The 16,266-nt window shown below is 67.5% G+C and carries 17 protein-coding genes; 12 read left to right on the top strand and 5 right to left on the bottom strand.

Going from position 1 to position 16,266, the window contains the following annotated elements:
- Positions 1-70: 70 nt before the first annotated feature.
- Together ON33_RS28315 and ON33_RS28320 are read right to left on the bottom strand one after the other, a co-directional pair.
- Positions 71-481 (bottom strand): hypothetical protein, encoded by a 411-nt coding sequence (locus tag ON33_RS28315; RefSeq protein WP_157184768.1) that lies wholly within the window; start codon positions 479-481, stop codon positions 71-73.
- A 100-nt stretch (positions 482-581) separates the two neighbouring features.
- Entirely contained in the window at positions 582-1,526 is a 945-nt protein-coding gene (locus ON33_RS28320; RefSeq protein ID WP_040862168.1) for a hexose kinase, read from the bottom strand.
- 104 nt (positions 1,527-1,630) lie between these two features.
- On the opposite strand from ON33_RS28320, the gene ON33_RS28325 reads away from it, so the two are divergent.
- Positions 1,631-2,071, top strand: coding sequence for a DUF4254 domain-containing protein (locus ON33_RS28325; RefSeq protein WP_083869371.1), 441 nt, complete (start codon positions 1,631-1,633; stop codon positions 2,069-2,071).
- 270 nt (positions 2,072-2,341) lie between these two features.
- Here the strand turns inward: ON33_RS28325 and ON33_RS28330 are convergent, their stop codons facing one another.
- Positions 2,342-3,859, bottom strand: a complete 1,518-nt coding sequence (locus tag ON33_RS28330) for an ATP-dependent DNA ligase (RefSeq protein WP_040862170.1) — start codon at positions 3,857-3,859, stop codon at positions 2,342-2,344.
- Between the two features lie 106 nt (positions 3,860-3,965).
- Between ON33_RS28330 and ramB the strand changes: the two genes are divergently transcribed.
- The 9 genes from ramB (at position 3,966) to ON33_RS28375 (ending at position 13,506) form a co-directional block, all read left to right on the top strand.
- Entirely contained in the window at positions 3,966-5,375 is a 1,410-nt protein-coding gene (gene ramB / locus ON33_RS28335; RefSeq protein ID WP_040862171.1) for an acetate metabolism transcriptional regulator RamB, read from the top strand.
- A gap of 585 nt (positions 5,376-5,960) precedes the next feature.
- Positions 5,961-6,509, top strand: coding sequence for a DUF8020 domain-containing protein (locus ON33_RS28340; RefSeq protein WP_505792447.1), 549 nt, complete (start codon positions 5,961-5,963; stop codon positions 6,507-6,509).
- Between the two features lie 374 nt (positions 6,510-6,883).
- A complete protein-coding gene (gene urtA / locus ON33_RS28345; RefSeq protein ID WP_373281070.1) occupies positions 6,884-8,074 on the top strand; it encodes an urea ABC transporter substrate-binding protein in 1,191 nt (396 codons plus the stop codon).
- A 114-nt stretch (positions 8,075-8,188) separates the two neighbouring features.
- Entirely contained in the window at positions 8,189-9,073 is an 885-nt protein-coding gene (gene urtB, locus ON33_RS28350) for an urea ABC transporter permease subunit UrtB (protein ID WP_040862173.1), read from the top strand.
- Entirely contained in the window at positions 9,070-10,248 is a 1,179-nt protein-coding gene (gene urtC, locus ON33_RS28355; RefSeq protein ID WP_051152948.1) for an urea ABC transporter permease subunit UrtC, read from the top strand. Before urtB ends, urtC begins: the two co-directional genes overlap by 4 nt.
- Positions 10,245-11,117, top strand: a complete 873-nt coding sequence (gene urtD / locus ON33_RS28360; protein ID WP_051152950.1) for an urea ABC transporter ATP-binding protein UrtD — start codon at positions 10,245-10,247, stop codon at positions 11,115-11,117. The genes urtC and urtD overlap by 4 nt, the downstream gene beginning before the upstream one ends.
- A complete protein-coding gene (urtE, locus tag ON33_RS28365) occupies positions 11,101-11,793 on the top strand; it encodes an urea ABC transporter ATP-binding subunit UrtE (RefSeq protein WP_040862174.1) in 693 nt (230 codons plus the stop codon). The genes urtD and urtE overlap by 17 nt, the downstream gene beginning before the upstream one ends.
- 11 nt (positions 11,794-11,804) lie before the next feature.
- A complete protein-coding gene (locus ON33_RS28370) occupies positions 11,805-12,566 on the top strand; it encodes a GntR family transcriptional regulator (protein ID WP_040862175.1) in 762 nt (253 codons plus the stop codon).
- Between the two features lie 400 nt (positions 12,567-12,966).
- Positions 12,967-13,506, top strand: coding sequence for a carboxymuconolactone decarboxylase family protein (locus ON33_RS28375; protein ID WP_040862176.1), 540 nt, complete (start codon positions 12,967-12,969; stop codon positions 13,504-13,506).
- A 26-nt stretch (positions 13,507-13,532) separates the two neighbouring features.
- On the opposite strand, the gene ON33_RS28380 is transcribed toward ON33_RS28375, so the two are convergent.
- Together ON33_RS28380 and ON33_RS28385 are read right to left on the bottom strand one after the other, a co-directional pair.
- Positions 13,533-14,192 carry a GNAT family N-acetyltransferase gene (locus ON33_RS28380; protein WP_063711085.1) on the bottom strand — a complete coding sequence of 220 codons (660 nt, stop codon included), beginning with the start codon at positions 14,190-14,192 and terminating at the stop codon, positions 13,533-13,535.
- Positions 14,193-14,294: 102 nt separating this feature from the next.
- Positions 14,295-15,074 (bottom strand): TetR/AcrR family transcriptional regulator, encoded by a 780-nt coding sequence (locus ON33_RS28385; RefSeq protein ID WP_040862177.1) that lies wholly within the window; start codon positions 15,072-15,074, stop codon positions 14,295-14,297.
- Positions 15,075-15,194: 120 nt separating this feature from the next.
- On the opposite strand from ON33_RS28385, the gene ON33_RS28390 reads away from it, so the two are divergent.
- Both ON33_RS28390 and ON33_RS28395 read left to right on the top strand, forming a co-directional pair.
- Entirely contained in the window at positions 15,195-15,572 is a 378-nt protein-coding gene (locus tag ON33_RS28390; protein WP_040862178.1) for a VOC family protein, read from the top strand.
- A 107-nt stretch (positions 15,573-15,679) separates the two neighbouring features.
- The gene (locus ON33_RS28395) at positions 15,680-16,255 is read left to right on the top strand and encodes a dihydrofolate reductase family protein (RefSeq protein ID WP_040862179.1); all 576 of its coding nucleotides are present in this window, start codon (positions 15,680-15,682) and stop codon (positions 16,253-16,255) included.
- Positions 16,256-16,266 lie beyond the last annotated feature (11 nt).

The raw sequence follows: 16,266 nt of genomic DNA on the forward strand, positions 1-16,266 counted from the left end.
CGGTAGGTGCCCGCAATTGCACTCAGATTGCGAATGAGCAGACGAAATGACCGACTTGTTACACCCGGGACTACCACCAGGCCGGTGGTTCGAACCAGTCCCGCGCCTCCCGGCGGAACAGCAGCACGATCACCACCAGCGAGATCAGCGGACCCAGCGGGCCCGGCGGCCGCCCCTCGGTGATCGACGGCACCGTCCACAGCATGTTCATGACCGCCACCAGGATCGCCCCGATGCGGACCGACTGCCCCTCGGAGTTGAACGTCAGCGCGACCAGCCCGAGCAGGAACGCCGGGATGAACGGCACTCCGGTCCCGATGGCGGCCTTGGCCCCGAGTAGCCAGCCCGACGCGGCCACGCAGGTCAGGCCCAGCACCGCGAGTCCCAGTGCCAGGACCTGCGCGGCCCGCACCACCCGTGGCATTCGATAGCTGTCGTCCATACCCGTCCCCCGATCGGGTTGAATTCCCAGGTCCGACACGCCCTTAACCTAACCCCGTACAACGCCCCGAACCGCGCCACCACGCCGCCGCCGGTCGCAGTTCACAGCTACCTCACATACGGCGTGTCCCCCCGGAGTGTCACGGGCGGGCGGTGACGGATTCCAGTTCTCGCACCCGCACCGTCGGCAGCAGCCGATCCCGCAGCACCCGGTCGATCTCCCCCGCGACCGGAATGACCACGGCGGCAGCCGAAGTGGCGACCGCGTCGGCGAGCAGGACCGGCCAGTCCGGCGTCGCGCCGGTGGCCAGCGCGGCGATGATGGCCGCCACCGCCGCGTCGCCCGCCCCGGTGGGGTTGCCCGCCAGCGGTTTCGGCAGCGCCGCCGTCCAGGCCCGGGTCGGGGTGACCGCGACCATGCCCGCACCGCCCCGGGTCACGATCACCGCGCCCACGCCGTCGGCGATGAGTGGGTCGACCGCCGCGAGAATTTCCGAAATGGTGGCCGCCGGGCGGCCGGTGAGGCGTTCCAGCTCCTCGACATTGGGGGTGAGCACGACGCCCGGCACGCGCGCGGCCAATTCCAGCGGCTGGCCGTCGAAGTCACAGACCGTGGGCACTCCCCGGGCGATGGCCGTGCGCGCCAGCTCGGCGGGCAGGCCCGAACTCACTCCGCCCGGCAGTGAACCCGAGATGACCAGGCCGCTCATATCCGAGAGCAGACCACCCACCCGCACCCGCAGCTGATCCACCGCGTGCGGTTCGGTGACGCGCGGCCCGGGCTCCCACAGCGCGGTGGCGGTGCCGTCATCGGATTCGCTGATCACCACCGTGCGCCGGACCCACGGCAGCGCGTGCACGAAATCCACCGGCATCTCGAGTTCCGCGGCGGCCGCGAAGGAATGGTCCGAGAAGCCCGTGGCGCGCGCGTATTTGCCGAGCTGATTCAGCACCCGCGTGACATTGATGCCGCGCCCGCCCAGCCGCTGATCCACCGATCGCACCCGCTGTGCCCGGCCCCGCTCGAAATGTTCCACCCGATACGTCATGTCGTAGGCCGGGTTCAGGGTCACGGTGAGGATCACCCCACCATCTCGGCACGTCACGGCACCGGATGCAACCCCTGCATCGCAAAGTGGCACCGAATGTCGTTGCCATTCGGAGATATTCGACGGGCAGGATGTCGGCCGTGCATCCGCTCCCACCGAAACATCTGCTGCTGCAGGCCTGCCGCGGCCTGCCCCCCGACGACCATCCGGTGCTGCGCTGCGCCGGCCTACTCGCGGACCTGCACGAGCGGCGGCTCACCACGGCGAACGGCACCGGTCGGATCGACCACGACCGGGCGCGGCTGGTGCACGACATCGACAGCTGGGTAGCGGCCGAACTCCCCAAGGCCGCCCGCGACGCCCACCTGCACACCGAAACCGTCGGGACGGTGGTGGACCGGCTCGCCCAGTTCTCCGCACTCGCCTATCTGACCCTGGCCATGTCGCCCGACGACGCGGTGCACGAGGCCGCGCAGCGGCTCACCGAACTGGCCATCGCCTATGAGGATCTGGCGGGAGAGCTGGCCGCGGGCCGCCGCCGGCTGCCGAATCTGACCGGCACGCACGACTACGAATCCTGACCGCGAAGAATCCTGACCGCGCAATGACCGCGGCCGGAGGTGCCCGGCGAGGGGCGGGGCACCACCGGCCACACAGGTGGACCATGCGCAATCCACCGTCGAAGGCCCTCGGACCGCACGGGCGCACAGGGAATCCGCGTGGGAGTGCGGTGGCAGTACCCCGTGACCCGTCACCTGACAACCGTCCGATCGCGCGTCGACAGGTGAATCATGTCGCCCGAAACTCGGAGCGTCCCCTATTCCAGCTGTGAATCCTCTGTGAGCATGGAGCTATTCCGTAACGGGTAGCAGGGCGCGAATGGCATCGATCGTGTCGGCCTGATGCGGTTCCTTGTCCGGGCGATACCGCACCACGCGAGCGAAACGCAGCGCCACGCCACCCGGGTAGCGGGGGCTGGTCTGGACGCCGTCGAGCGCGATCTCCACCACCAGCTCCGGATAGAGGTAGACGGTGTTGCCGTCGCGTTCGCGTTCGTGACGGGGGAATTCGACTGTCTGCCAATGGAGTAGGGCATCCGTCAGGCCCTTGAAGGTCTTGCCGACCATGATCGGCTCGCCACCATCCGGGTCGCGGGCGCCCAGATGGAGGTTGGAGAGGTAACCGGTGCGGCGGCCGTAGCCCCACTCCGCGCCGAGCACCAGGAGGTCGAGGGTGTGGGTGGGTTTGATCTTCTGCCAGGAACGGCCGCGCCGGCCCGCCGCGTACGGGGCGTCCAGGGATTTGATCATGATGCCCTCGTGGCCCGCGGCCAGCGCGCCGTCGAAGTATTCGGCGGCCGCCTCCGCGTCGGGGGCGATGAGGGCCGGAATGGTCAGGCCGCCGGCCACCGCGGTGAGGGCCTCGCGGCGGGTGCGCAGCGGGGCGTCCAGCAGGTCGGCGCCGTCGAGGTGGAGGCAGTCGAAGAAGTAGGGGTGCAGCAGCAGTTCCCGGGAGGTGGTGGCGCCGAAGCGGCTCATGGTCTCCTGGAAGGGACGCGGGCGGCCGGAATCGTTGAGCGCCAGCGTTTCTCCGTCCAGGACCACACTGGTGCAGTCGAGTTTCCGCACCACCTCGACCAGTTCGGGCACGCTGGCGGTGATGTCGCGCAGGGTGCGGGTGAACACCCACACCCGCTCACCGTCGCGGTGCACCTGGACGCGGGCGCCGTCCAGCTTGTGCTCGACACTGGCCCGTCCCTCGAATTCGGCCATGGCCTCCTCGAGGGTCGCGCCGGGCGAGGCCAGCATGGGCTGGATCGGGCGCCCGACCTCGAGCCGGAACGCGGCCAGCGCCGCGGCGCCGCCGGTGCGTGCCGCGACCGCGGTGACCGGCAGCCGCCCCGACAGCATGTGGGCCCGGCGCACCGCCGCGAGCGGCACCTCGAAGGCGACGGCCACCGCCTCGGCGACGATCGCCGTCAGGGCGCCCTGCCGCATCTCCCCGGTCAGCAGGCGCAGCAGGAATTCGCGCTCGCCCGCGGTCGCGGACCCGAACAGGGTGACCAGCAGTTCTTGCCGTCGGGCCGCGGACCCGCTGCCCGCGACTTCGGCGAGTGCGCTGAAGGATTTGTCCACATCGTCCACGGACAGCGTGGGCGCGGCGGCCGACCCGACCTCGAGCGTGGTCAGCGTCCGCCACCCCGTGCCGATCCGCCCCTGCGGCAGCTCGCCGGACAACCAGGCCACGACCTGCGCCAATTCCTCCGGCGCGGCCTGTTTCAGCAGCTCGGCGAAGAGATTGATCTTGTTCTTACGCGACGACGTCGCCCGCACACTCTGTGACGCCTCAACCACATCGGACAAGAGCACCCTGTGACGGTAACCCCGGCGACCGACAACGATGTGACACAGAGCTCAACAGCTCTGCTAACTCTCACATTGGCAATGATGCGAATGCCCCAATAAACTTGGGCGCATGGCCAAGACTTACGTCGGTGCGCGGCTGCGTCAGCTGCGCACCGAGCGCGGTTTGAGTCAGGTCTCGCTGGCCAAGAAGCTCGAGATCTCCGCGAGCTATCTGAATCAGATCGAACACGACGTGCGCCCGCTCACCGTACCGGTCCTGCTGCGCATCAGTGAAGTCTTCGGCGTCGACGCCGGCTTCTTCTCCTCCCAGGACGACACCCGGCTCATCGCCGAACTCCAGGAGGTCGTGATGGATCAGGAGCTCGGGGTGGAGGCCGACGCGCAGGAGATCGCCGAAATGGTCTCCGCGCACCCGGGTTTGGCGCGCGCCATGGTGAACATGCATCGCCGCTACCGGAATACGACCGCGCAGCTGGCCGCCGCCACCGAGGACCGTTTCGCCGACGGCAGCGGTTCGGCGGCCATCTCGAAACCGCACGAGGAAGTGCGCGACTACTTCTACCAGCGGCAGAACTACATTCACGAATTGGATACCGCCGCCGAGGAACTCACGCATCGCATGCGATTCCACGGCGGTGACCTGAAGCGCGAGATCCCGCGTCGGCTGTCCGACGCGCACGGCGTGCAGATCGTGGAGCGCATCGATCTGGGCGACGGCGTGCTGCACCGTTTCGATCCCGATCAGCGCCGCCTCGAGATCGCGCCGCATCTCTCGGGCGGGCAGCGAGTCTTCAAGCTGGCCGCCGAACTGGCCTATCTGGAATGCGGCGATCTGATCGACAAACTGGTGGCGGAGGGCAATTTCAGCGGCCACGATTCGATCGTGCTGGCGAAACTGGGCCTGGCCAACTATTTCGCTGCCGCCACGGTGCTCCCGTACACCCATTTCCACGAGGTGGCCGAGGATTTCCGCTACGACATCGAACGCCTGTCAGCCTTCTTCACCCAGAGCTACGAGACGATCTGCCACCGCCTGTCGACGCTGCAACGCCCCAAACTCCGCGGTGTCCCGTTCTCGTTCGTCCGCGTGGACCGGGCCGGCAATATGTCGAAGCGCCAGTCCGCCACCGGTTTCCACTTCTCCTCCAGCGGCGGCACCTGCCCGCTGTGGAATGTCTACGAAACCTTCGCCTACCCCGCGAAGATCATGACCCAGATCGCCCAGATGCCCGACGGCCGCAAATACCTGTGGATCGCCCGCACCGTGGAACGCCGCGCCACCCGGTTCGGCGACCCCAGCAAAACCTTTGCCATCGGCCTCGGCTGCGAACTCCGCCACGCCGGCCGCACTGTCTACGCCGACGGCCTCGACCTCATCGAACCCAAGGCCACCCCCATCGGCGCCGGCTGCCGAGTCTGCGAACGCTCCAACTGCCCCCAGCGCGCCTTCCCACCCCTGGGCAAAACCCTCGACATCAGCGAACACCGAAGCTCCATCTCCCCCTATGTGATTCAGTGAGGCGGCGCGATCAGAACCGACCACGATCCTGTGGTGGGCACCCCACAGCAGCGGCGCAGGTCCCCTCGGGCGCAGGTATTTCCAAGAGATCCCCCCCCCGCCAAACCGGCCATGGCCACCGCCCGCACCATCAGCAGGACCGAGATTGTCCGCCAGCGCGAAGACACCTGTCCCGGACCGGGATCCAGGGGCGGAAAGGCCGAGGGATTCCAAAGGGTCGGCGGCGGAGCCGGAGCCGGGGGCTGCGGTATCCGGACGACCGTGGCCGCGACCGAGCTCGGAGGGGATGTCGTCTCCACCCTACGGAGCCGCCGCCGTCCCGGCGCACCCGGCCGAGGTGGCGCGCTGCACCGAAGTCGCGTTTCGCTGTAGATCATTCGGTGACGGATTCAATGACCTATCCGGGTGGGAAACGCTCGTTGAACCCGGCGCGAACACGATCGTGTGAAATTCGAGAAAGTAATCGCTACGGCCGCGCTCACCATTGCTGCGCTGGCGATCTCAGGGGGTACGTCCTATGCGTCGCCGACGCCGAATCCGGCTGCGGTGCAGTCGATTCGGCATCCCGCTCGCGATCAGGACGATGTGGGGTATTCCATTGTTCGGTCGGATTCGGACAAAACAGTTACTACGACTCTCAGCGGTGGGACATTTCGGCTGACCGACGCATCGGTGGATGTGCTCGATGGTTCCGGAGTGGTGGTGTCGAGCATGCCGTTGGCGATGACCGCGACTGGCACGGATTTGGTGGTTTCGATGCATCCGAGCATCGAGGACAACGGCACCAAGCTGGTGGCGCATCCGGATGCCGCGGCGGTCGCGCAGCCGGGGGCCGCGGATATCGGGCGGTGGGTGCCGACCTCGCCGAAGCAACGCGCGATCCAAACCGGTAGTGCCATCGGGGCGCTGGGTGGTGCGCTCGGTGGTCTCGTGGTCGGTGTCGTGATCGCGGTGGCGACGGGCGGGCTGGGCATCATCGCGCTGCCGTTCGCGGCCATGATCGGCGCGCTGATCGGTGGCGGCACCGGCAGTGCGGCGGGCGCGGGCACCACGAACGATGACCGCCAGGACGGGTGGACCTGGGAGCAGGACTGCCACACCGACTACTACACGCACGACCAGTACTGCTACTGACCGATCTCACCACCGCGCTCGAGCCGGTGTCAGCTTTCGCTGATACCGGCTCGAGCCGTTTCATATGCCTTGACCTGCAAGGACATTCTCCTCACGCCTTTCGAACCGCACTGCGGTGAGCAGAAATTCACCTCACGGCAATGCAGGAAATCGGGCATTCATCGGGAGTCATTCCGGCGCAACACTTCCCGTTTACCTTTCGTTCCACGAATACAGCCGCTGTATACGCGGCGGTATTCGCAAGCGGCGCAGGTGGCGTCGCCGAACACCGTGAAGTGAAGGATCCGCCCATGCACGACTCTCCCCACCGGGACAGGGCCGCCCGCCTGATCAAGGCGATCACCATTCCGACCGCGCTGGCGCTGTCCGCCGTCATGATCGCCGGGTGTGGTTCGCGCGACAGCGACACCGCCTCCGGCTCCAATGCCAAGTCCTGCGTGGATACTTCGAAGGACACCATCAAGATCGGCTCCCTGCACTCGCTGACGGGCACCATGGCCATCAGCGAGGTGACCGTCGCCAATGCCACCAAGCTGGCGGTGGACCAGATCAATGCCGCGGGCGGCGTACTGGGCAAGAAGCTGGATGTGGTGCTCGAGGACGGCGCCTCGGATCCCAAGACCTTCGCGGAGAAGGCGGAGAAGCTGATCAGCTCCGACTGTGTGGCCGCGGTCTTCGGCGGCTGGACCTCGGCGTCGCGCAAGGCCATGAAGCCCAAGTTCGAATCGCTGAATTCCCTGCTCTACTATCCGGTTCAATATGAGGGTCTGGAGGATTCGAAGAACATCTTCTACACCGGCGCCACCACCAATCAGCAGATCATTCCGGCGCTGGATTACCTCAAGCAGAAGGGCATCACCTCCCTCTACCTGGTGGGCTCCGACTACGTCTTCCCGCAGACCGCCAATCGCGAGATCAAGGCGTACGCCAAGGCCAATGGCATCGAGATCAAGGGCGAGGACTACGCGCCGCTGGGATCCACGGATTTCTCCACCATCGTCAACAAGGTCCGCAATGCCAAGGCGGGCGCGGTGTTCAACACCCTCAACGGCGACTCGAACGTCGCCTTCTTCCGCGAGTACGCCAATGCGGGCCTGAAAGCCGCTGACATGCCGGTTGTCTCGGTGTCCATCGCGGAGGAGGAGGTCGGCGGCGTCGGCGTGCAGAACGTGGCGGGCCAGCTGACCGCCTGGAACTACTACCAGACCGTCGACACCCCGCAGAACAAGGCGTTCGTCGCCGCGTACAAGGCGGCCTACGGCGCGGCCAAGCCCACCTCCGATCCGATGGAGGCCGCCTACACCTCGGTCTACCTGTGGAAGGCGACCGTCGAGAAGGCGAAGTCGTTCGCGGTGGCCGACATTCAGCAGGCCGCGGACGGCGTCAGCTTCGACGCGCCGGAGGGCACCGTCACCATCGACGGCTCCAACCACCACATCACCAAGACCGCGCGCATCGGTGAGATCCACCCCGACGGGCTCATCTACACCGTCTGGGACTCCGGCAAGCCGATCCAGCCGGACCCGTACCTGAAGAACTACGACTGGGCCAAGGGCCTGAAGTAATTCGGCGATCGCCGATGAGGGGCGGCTGGTGCGGTGCGGCGGCTGGCATTTTCACCGCTACTTCGCACCAGCCGTACGGCGTTCTCCACCAAACGAATTCACGAGGTACACATCATGGACGTCGCTGTCGGACAGCTGTTCACGGGCCTGAGTCTGGGCTCGATTCTGCTGCTCGCCGCGCTGGGCCTGTCGCTGACCTTCGGTCAGATGGGCGTCATCAATATGGCGCACGGCGAATTCATCATGGCCGGGTGTTACACGACCTACGTTGTGGAACAACTGATCTCGGCGACGGGCGTGGCGCTGATCGTGTCGCTGTTCGTCGGCTTCCTGGTCGGCGGCCTGCTGGGCGCGGCCCTGGAAATGGGGCTCATCCGCTGGATGTACGACCGACCCCTGGACACCCTGCTGGTCACCTTCGGTGTCGGATTGATCCTGCAGCAGGCGGTGCGGGACGTCTTCGGCGCGCCCGCCAAGAACGTGGTCGCGCCGGATTGGCTGACCGGCGGCCTCACCATCGCGGGCACCGTGGTGCCCAAGACCCGCATCTTCATCATGGTGCTGGCCGTGGCGGCGGTGATCGCGCTTGCCGCCGCGCTCGAGACGACGCCGCTCGGCCGCCGCATCCGGGCGGTGGTGCAGAACCGCAGCCTGGCCGAAACCTCCGGCGTCTCTTCACGTCTCACCGATGTGAGCACCTTCTTCATCGGTTCCGGGCTGGCCGCGGTGGCCGGTGTGGCCCTGACCCTGATCGGCTCCACCAGCCCCACCATCGGGCAGTCGTACCTGGTGGACGCCTTCCTGGTGGTCGTGATCGGCGGTCTGGGGCAGATCAAGGGCACCGTCATCGCGGCCTTCGCCATGGGCCTGCTGAATTCGTTCGTCGAGTACTCGACCACCGCGACGGTCGCCAAGGTGATCGTCTTCGTCGTGGTCGTGATCTTCCTGCAGGTGCGCCCGCAGGGCCTGTTCACCGTCCGGACGAGGAGTCTGGCATGACCACCATCCAGCGGCTGAGTGCCAACTCTTCCCTGAAAGCCCTGGGCGGCTTCGTCATCGCCGCCATAGTCCTGTTCGGTCTCGCACCGGCGATGCTCACCGACTTCCGGTTGAGCCTGCTCGCCAAGTTCCTGTGTTTCGCCATCGTCGCGGTCGGCATCGGCCTGGCGTGGGGCCGCGGCGGCATGCTGACCCTCGGGCAGGGCGTGTTCTTCGGCATCGGCGCGTACATCATGGCCATGCACATGCAGATGGCCGATGCCGCCAAGGCGCACGAGGATGTGCCGGAGTTCATGACCATCGCGGGTGTGGACCAATTGCCCTCGTACTGGCGGCCTTTCGAGTCCGCACCGGTGGCGCTGCTGGCGATCGCGGTGCTGCCCGCCGCCATTGCCGCGGTGCTCGGCTTCGGGGTGTTCAAGCGCCGGGTCAAGGGCGCGTACTTCGCCATCCTGAGCCAGGCGCTGGCCGCGGCGCTGGCGATCCTGCTCACCGGACAGCAGACCATCGGCGGGTTCACCGGATTGAGCGACTTCCGGTCGTTCGTCGGCTTCCGCCTGGACGATCCGGTGAACCGGCGCATGCTGTTCTTCATCGCGGCGGGCACGCTGCTCATAGTGGTGGCTGTGGCGCGCCAGCTCATGCGCAGCCGGTACGGGGAACTACTCGTCGCCGTGCGTGACCAGGAGGAGCGGGTTCGTTTCCTCGGCTACGACCCGGCCAATATCAAGATCGTCGCCTATGTGGTGGCCGCGTTCTTCGCGGGCATCGCGGGCGCATTGTTCACCCCGATCGTCGGCATCATCTCCCCCGCCGACATCGGTGTGGTCCCGTCCATCGCGTTCCTGATCGGCGTCGCCATCGGCGGTCGCACCACCCTGCTCGGACCGGTGCTGGGCGCGATCGGCGTGGCCTGGGCGCAGACCACGTTCTCCGAGCATTTCCCGTCGGCGTGGACTTATTTCCAGGGTGCGCTGTTCGTCGTGGTGGTCGGCTTCATTCCGGCCGGACTGGCCGGATTCGGTCCCATGGCCAAGCAGCTGCTGGAGCGGCTGCGGCCCACGGCAGCGCCCGACGCCGCATCGGAATCGGCCGCCGAGCCCGAGATCGAGGCAGCGGCCGAGGCCGAGCCGGAGGCCGAGGCGGAGGCCGAGCAGAAGGTGGAAGCACGATGACCGCACCCGAACCGAAAATCGGCGGCAACGCCGGAATGGAAAGCGAATACCTCGAAATCCGCGGCCTGTCGGTGAGTTTCGACGGCTACAAGGCCGTCTCCGACGTGGATCTGACCGTCCTGCAGGGCGATCTGCGCTTCCTCATCGGACCCAACGGCGCGGGCAAGACCACCCTCATCGACGCCATCACCGGCCTGGTGCCCGCGACCGGCTCGGCCCAGAAGACCGGCGCCGAACTGATCGGCCGGAAGGTGCATCAGATCGCCAGGCTCGGGGTGGGCCGCACCTTCCAGACGGCGAGCGTGTTCGAACAGCTCACCGTGCTGCAGAACCTCGATATCGCCGCGGGTGCGGGACGTTCCTCGCTCACCCTGCTGCGCCGGCGCAGGTCGGTGCTGCCCGCCATCGAGGAGGCGCTCGAGACCACCGGGCTCGCCGCGCTGCGCGACAAGCCTGCCGGGGTGCTCGCGCACGGTCAGAAGCAGTGGCTGGAGATCGGCATGCTGCTGGTACAGAACGCCTCGGTGCTGCTGCTGGACGAACCGGTGGCGGGCATGAGCGCCGAAGAACGCGAGGAGACCGGAAACCTGCTGCGCCGCATCGGCGGTGAGCGGGTGGTCATCGTTGTCGAGCACGATATGGATTTCATGCGCGCGTTCGCCAGTTCGGTGACGGTGCTCGCGGGCGGCCGCGTCCTCAGCGAGGGCACCGTGGCGCAGGTGCAGGCCGATCCGAAGGTGCAGGAGGTCTACCTCGGCACCGCCGCGGCCGGCGAGCTGCCGGCCGCGGAGACCAGCACTACCGAATCCATTGGCGCGGAGCAGGAATCGGACGAGGCGAAGGAGGCCGCGGATGCTGGAACTCGTTGACCTACACACCGGCTACGGCCGCACCGAGGTGATTCACGGTGTGTCCCTGACGGTTCCGGACAATGGCGTGGCGGCCATCATGGGCCACAACGGGGCCGGAAAGACCTCGCTGCTGCGCGCGGCGGTCGGCCTGCTGCCCGCCAAGTCGGGGCGGATCCGCTTCGGCGGCGAGGACATCACCAAGATGTCGCCGTCGCGGCGGGTCACGCGCGGCCTCGCCTATGTTCCACAGGGGCAGCAGAGTTTTCCACAGCTGTCCACAATGGAGAACCTCCAGGTGGTGGCCGACGGCCGCAAACGCGGCAAGGTGCTCATCGACGAAGCGCTGGACCTGTTCCCGGCGCTGCGGGAGCTGTTGTCCCGCAAGGCCGGGCTGCTCTCCGGCGGCCAGCGCCAGCAGCTGGCCATCGCCCGCGCCCTCATCACCGAACCGGCGCTGCTGATCCTCGACGAGCCGACCGAGGGCATCCAGCCCTCAGTGGTCGCCGAGATCGAACGCACCATCATCGAGCTCACCGGCCGGGGCGGACTCAGCGTGCTGCTGGTCGAACAGCACATCGGCTTCGCGCTGCAGGCCGCGCAGCAGTTCTACGTCCTGCGCTCGGGCCGTGTCACCTCCTCCGGGGCGGGCGGCGCCAGCGCGGAATCCGCGGTGCGCCAGGCCATGGCGATCTGATCGGACACTCCGTGAACGCGCGCAGGGGGCGTATTCCGTTGTCCGAGCGGGTCTATCGATCCTTGCAGCGCGATCTCGCGGCCGGGACGCTGGTACCGACCGAGCGACTCGGCGAGGAACGCCTCGCCGAGACCTACGGCGTCTCCCGCACCCCGGTCCGCGAGGCGCTGGCCCGGCTCCTCGCCGACGGCCTGTTGGAACGCCAGACCGACGGCCTCTACCCGTACCGCCCCCGGGTCGACGAACTCGGCGACCTCTACGAACTCCGAATCGTTCTGGAAGCCAGAGGAATCCAACGGCTGCAGGCCACCGAGGCGGCATTCCCGGAGCCGCTGGCCACAGCCGCCGTGCCACCGGTCGCCGCGGCCCACCCCGCGGTCGCGCTGCACGACAAGGGTGCGGTCGAGCGGGAGCTCGACATCTGGCGCCGGGTGCGCGAGCATCCGCCCGAGCCCGGGGCCGAGCTCATCGCCGCCGACGAACGATTCCACACCACGCTCCTGCTGGCCGCCGGTAATTCCGCACTGGCCGACGCGCTCTCGACGGTGCACGCCCGGGTGCGACCGGTGCGCGCTCTGGACATGCCCACTCCGGCGCGGATCGCCGCGATGGCCGCGGACCACATCACCCTTGCCGAGCATCTGCTCGCCGGGGATCTGGACAGCGCCCTGCGCACACTGCTGGCCCACCTCACCAGCTCCCGAGCGCACGTCCTCACCCGCGCTCGCCGCGCGCTGGAGCTCACCAAACTCGGCCAGGCTGTCCGTGAATGACCCCGACCGCGCTGAACGGGACTACACAATTCCCGACACGCGAGTGATACACCGCAAATCGGGACAGTCTTCAGCGTTTCACCAGAATTCGAACATAGTTGCGAAAACTGCAGATAGGTTCGGCTCGAATAGTCAGCGTTGAACTAGTAGAGGACGGGTGCTGCGAGGTGAACAAGTTCGAGCGATGCCCGAGGCCGATCGTGATGCGCGCCTACCTGCTGCCGACCTCAGCCACCTACGCAGTTGGATCGGGGATTCACCGTCGCATGGCGATGCGATCCGACCCGGTTACGGGAGCGTCCCACACGACGCGGTCGCAGCGCCGCTGCTCCGTCACCGACGGAGTTGATAACGATCCAGGAGTACACATCCATGCTTCGGATGCTGTTGACTAGGTCCTATGCTGTCGACGAAGCCACGCATCGCTCCTGGTCGCCTGCGGGAGCTCGGTCCGGTGAACTGGGTTGTCTGGCAGGCGCTCTCCCGCGCCGCGGGCACGGAGGACGCGCATCTGTTCAGCACGCTGGGGCGGACCGGCGGTCTGTTCCGGGGCTGGCTGCACTTCTCCGGCCGTCTCATGCCGGGCGGCAAACTGCGCCGCTACGAGTCCGAACTGGTGATTCTGCGCGTCGCGCACCTGCGCCAATGCGAGTACGAGACCGACCACCACATCCGGCTGGGCCGCCGCGCGGGCGTCACCGCCGACATCCTGGACCGCCTCCGCGAGGGCCCGGCCGCCGCCGGATGGTCCGCCAAGGAGCGCGCGTTACTCACCGCCGTGGACCAGCTGGTCACCACCCGCGACCTCGACGACGCCACCTGGCAATCCCTCGCCGAGCATTACGACGAACGCCGCCTCATCGAGATCGTCCTGCTGACCAACCAATACGAGGGCCTGGCCAGCACCATCACCGCCCTCCGCATCCAGACCGACCGCTGACCCCGCCCGCCGACCGGGCCGTGGAGTCAGCGGCGGAGGCGGTAGACGGGCTGGGTGGCGGCCTCGGGGACGATCTCGGGGTGGCGGTAGGCGGGTTCGGCGGGGCGGGCGGGCTGGATGCGGGCGTGCAGGTGCATGTCGTGCCAGCCGTCGGCGTGCAAGCCCGCGCTGCGGTTGATGCCCTCGAGGACGAAGCCGGATTTGTGTGCCACCCGGCAGGATTGGGCGTTGTGGACGGAATGCCGTAATTCCAGGCGGTGGAATCCGGCCACCTCGAAGGCCCAGCCGACCAGCGCCTCCACCGCGCGCGGGGCGATGCCGCGACCGCGCGCCGCCGGCACCACCCAGTACGCCACCTCCGCCTCACCGTGCCCGAGCTCGATGTGATGCAGGGAGGCCCGGCCCATCAACCGGCCGCTGTGACTGTCGGCGACGGCCCAATTGGCCGCGGTGCCACCGCTCCACGAGCGCGCCCAGGTGTCGACCCAGTCGCCCGCCTCCTCCACGGTGTCCGCGGTGCGCACATGCCAGCGGCGGATGGCGGGATCCTGGAAGGCCGCGTACACCTCGGGCCCGTCTCGGCGCAGCCAGGGCCGCAATACCAGCCCATCTCCCACCGGGAGCACCGGCTGCGCTGCCCGACTGAAGGTTTCGGCGGCGACGATTGCCGGGGTTGATCGCGGCATGGATGGAATTCTGCCCGCGAACGCCCGGTCCGCGCGGCGAAATTGAGACCATCGTCCCGATCGGTCTGTCTTCCGCGTGTCGCCCGAGCCGCCCGGCTGCGCTCAGGGCCTGCGGTTTTCGATGAGAACGGCCAATCCGTCCAGGACCCGGGCCAGTCCGAACTCGTAGGCGTGGTCCGCGCTGTAGGCACTGTCGTGAGCCCGTCCCGCGACCGCGCCGACGCGGGCCGCCAGGGGATAGCGGCCGGCGTCGAAGACCCGCGCCAGCAGCGGGGCCGCCCGTTCCCACCACTCGTGATCGGAGGTCCCGCTGTCGGCCGCGGCCCGCGCGGTGTCGATGGCCAGCTGCGCGGTCGAGGTCACGAAGCCCAGCACATAGGTGAGCGCGGCGTCCATTTCCAGATCCGCGAGGCCCAGCCCGTCGAAGGCGCGCAGCTCGTGGTCGTATTTCGCGGCCACGCCGGGACCCAGCGGCGGCCGCGTGGTCGGCAGATACGCCACCCACGGATGCTCGGCCAGCAGGGCGCGATTCTCGGCGGCGATCGTGGAAACTCGTTCCCGCCAAGGCATTCCGGTGAGATCGTGGCGCGGCATGCGCTGGTAGACGGTGTCGAGCATGAGGTCCAGCAGTTCGGCCTTGCCCGGCACGTAGGTGTAGGTGGCCATCGGCGTGATACCCAGCTTGGCCGCGACCGAGCGCATGGTGAGCGCGTCGATCCCCGTACTGTCGGCGATCTCCAGCGCGGCCGCGACAACGGCGTCGAGGGTGGTGCGCTGTTTGGGCCCGCGCGTGGATCCGCCGGATCCGGGCTCGCGCCACAGCAGTTCCAGCGTGCGCACCGGGTCGCCCGCGCTGCTGCGTTCTCTGCCCTTTCCGGCCATTCGCCTCACCTCCGCCGCCGATCGTATCGGTGTGGCGGTCCTCACATTGCAGCCTGTCCGGAATTTACGTACAACGTACAGCGTACGTTGTACAGAGTTAATCGGCGCCTAGGAGAACCCATGAACATCACCGCATCCGCGATCTCCCTGAACGTGCCCGACCCGATCGCCTCCGCGAAATTCGTCATCGACCACTTCGGCTTCGCCGAGAAGATGTCGGCCGACGGCTTCGTGAACGTCACCCGCGAGGACGCCGGTTTCGATCTCATCTACCTGCGTACCGGCCTCGGCAGCTTCAAGCCGGAGCGCATCGCGGGCAGCGCGGGCGAGGGCCTGCTGGTCGTCCTCGTGGTCGACGACATCGACGCCGAATACGAGCGGGTACAGCGGGAGGGCGTGCCGATCGTGACGCCCATCGAGACCGAGCCGTGGGGCGAGCGCTACTTCCAGACCCTCGACCCCAACGGCATCGTCATCCAGCTGGTCCAGTGGGTCTGACCGCGAACCGCTGAAAAACTTCTGTCGGAGGTGTCGAATCCGCCCGGGCCCGTTCGAGGAGTAGTCGAGGACCGATCACGGTCCACCCTCTCGACGGAAGGATTCCGATGCGCAAGGTAGTCGCTTTCGACCACATCACCCTCGACGGCTTCGCGGCCTCGAACACCGAGTTGGGGCTGGAGTTCACCTTCCGCTCCTACAGCCCGGACATGGCGGCGTTCCACGACGAGCACATCCGGGCCGACATCGGGACGACGATCTACGGCCGCAAGACCTTCGTGGGCATGCGCGATCACTGGACATCGGTGCCCGGCAACCCGGAGGCCACCCCGCACGACCTCGAGCACGCCGAATGGGTCGGGAACATCGACAAAATCGTCTTCTCGACCACGCTCGAGTCGCCGGGGTGGCGCAATACTCGCATCATCGACAAGGACGGGGCGGCGCGTATCGCGGAACTGAAGGCGGAAACCGGCGGCGCGCTGGTCATCTACGGCAGCCCGACGCTGGTGCACTGGTTCGCCGAGGCCGGACTCATCGACGAGTACCGCCTCATCATCCATCCGACGACGATCGGGTCCGGCACCCCGCTGTTCCGCGACAAGACCGCGATGGACCTGAACCTGCTGGAATCGAAAACCTTCGATTCCGGCGCCGTTTTCGTCAAGTATGAAGTCGCCTAGAGAGAGGATCG

Source organism: Nocardia niigatensis NBRC 100131 (assembly GCF_000308655.1).
In the GTDB taxonomy this organism is placed as follows: domain Bacteria; phylum Actinomycetota; class Actinomycetes; order Mycobacteriales; family Mycobacteriaceae; genus Nocardia; species Nocardia niigatensis.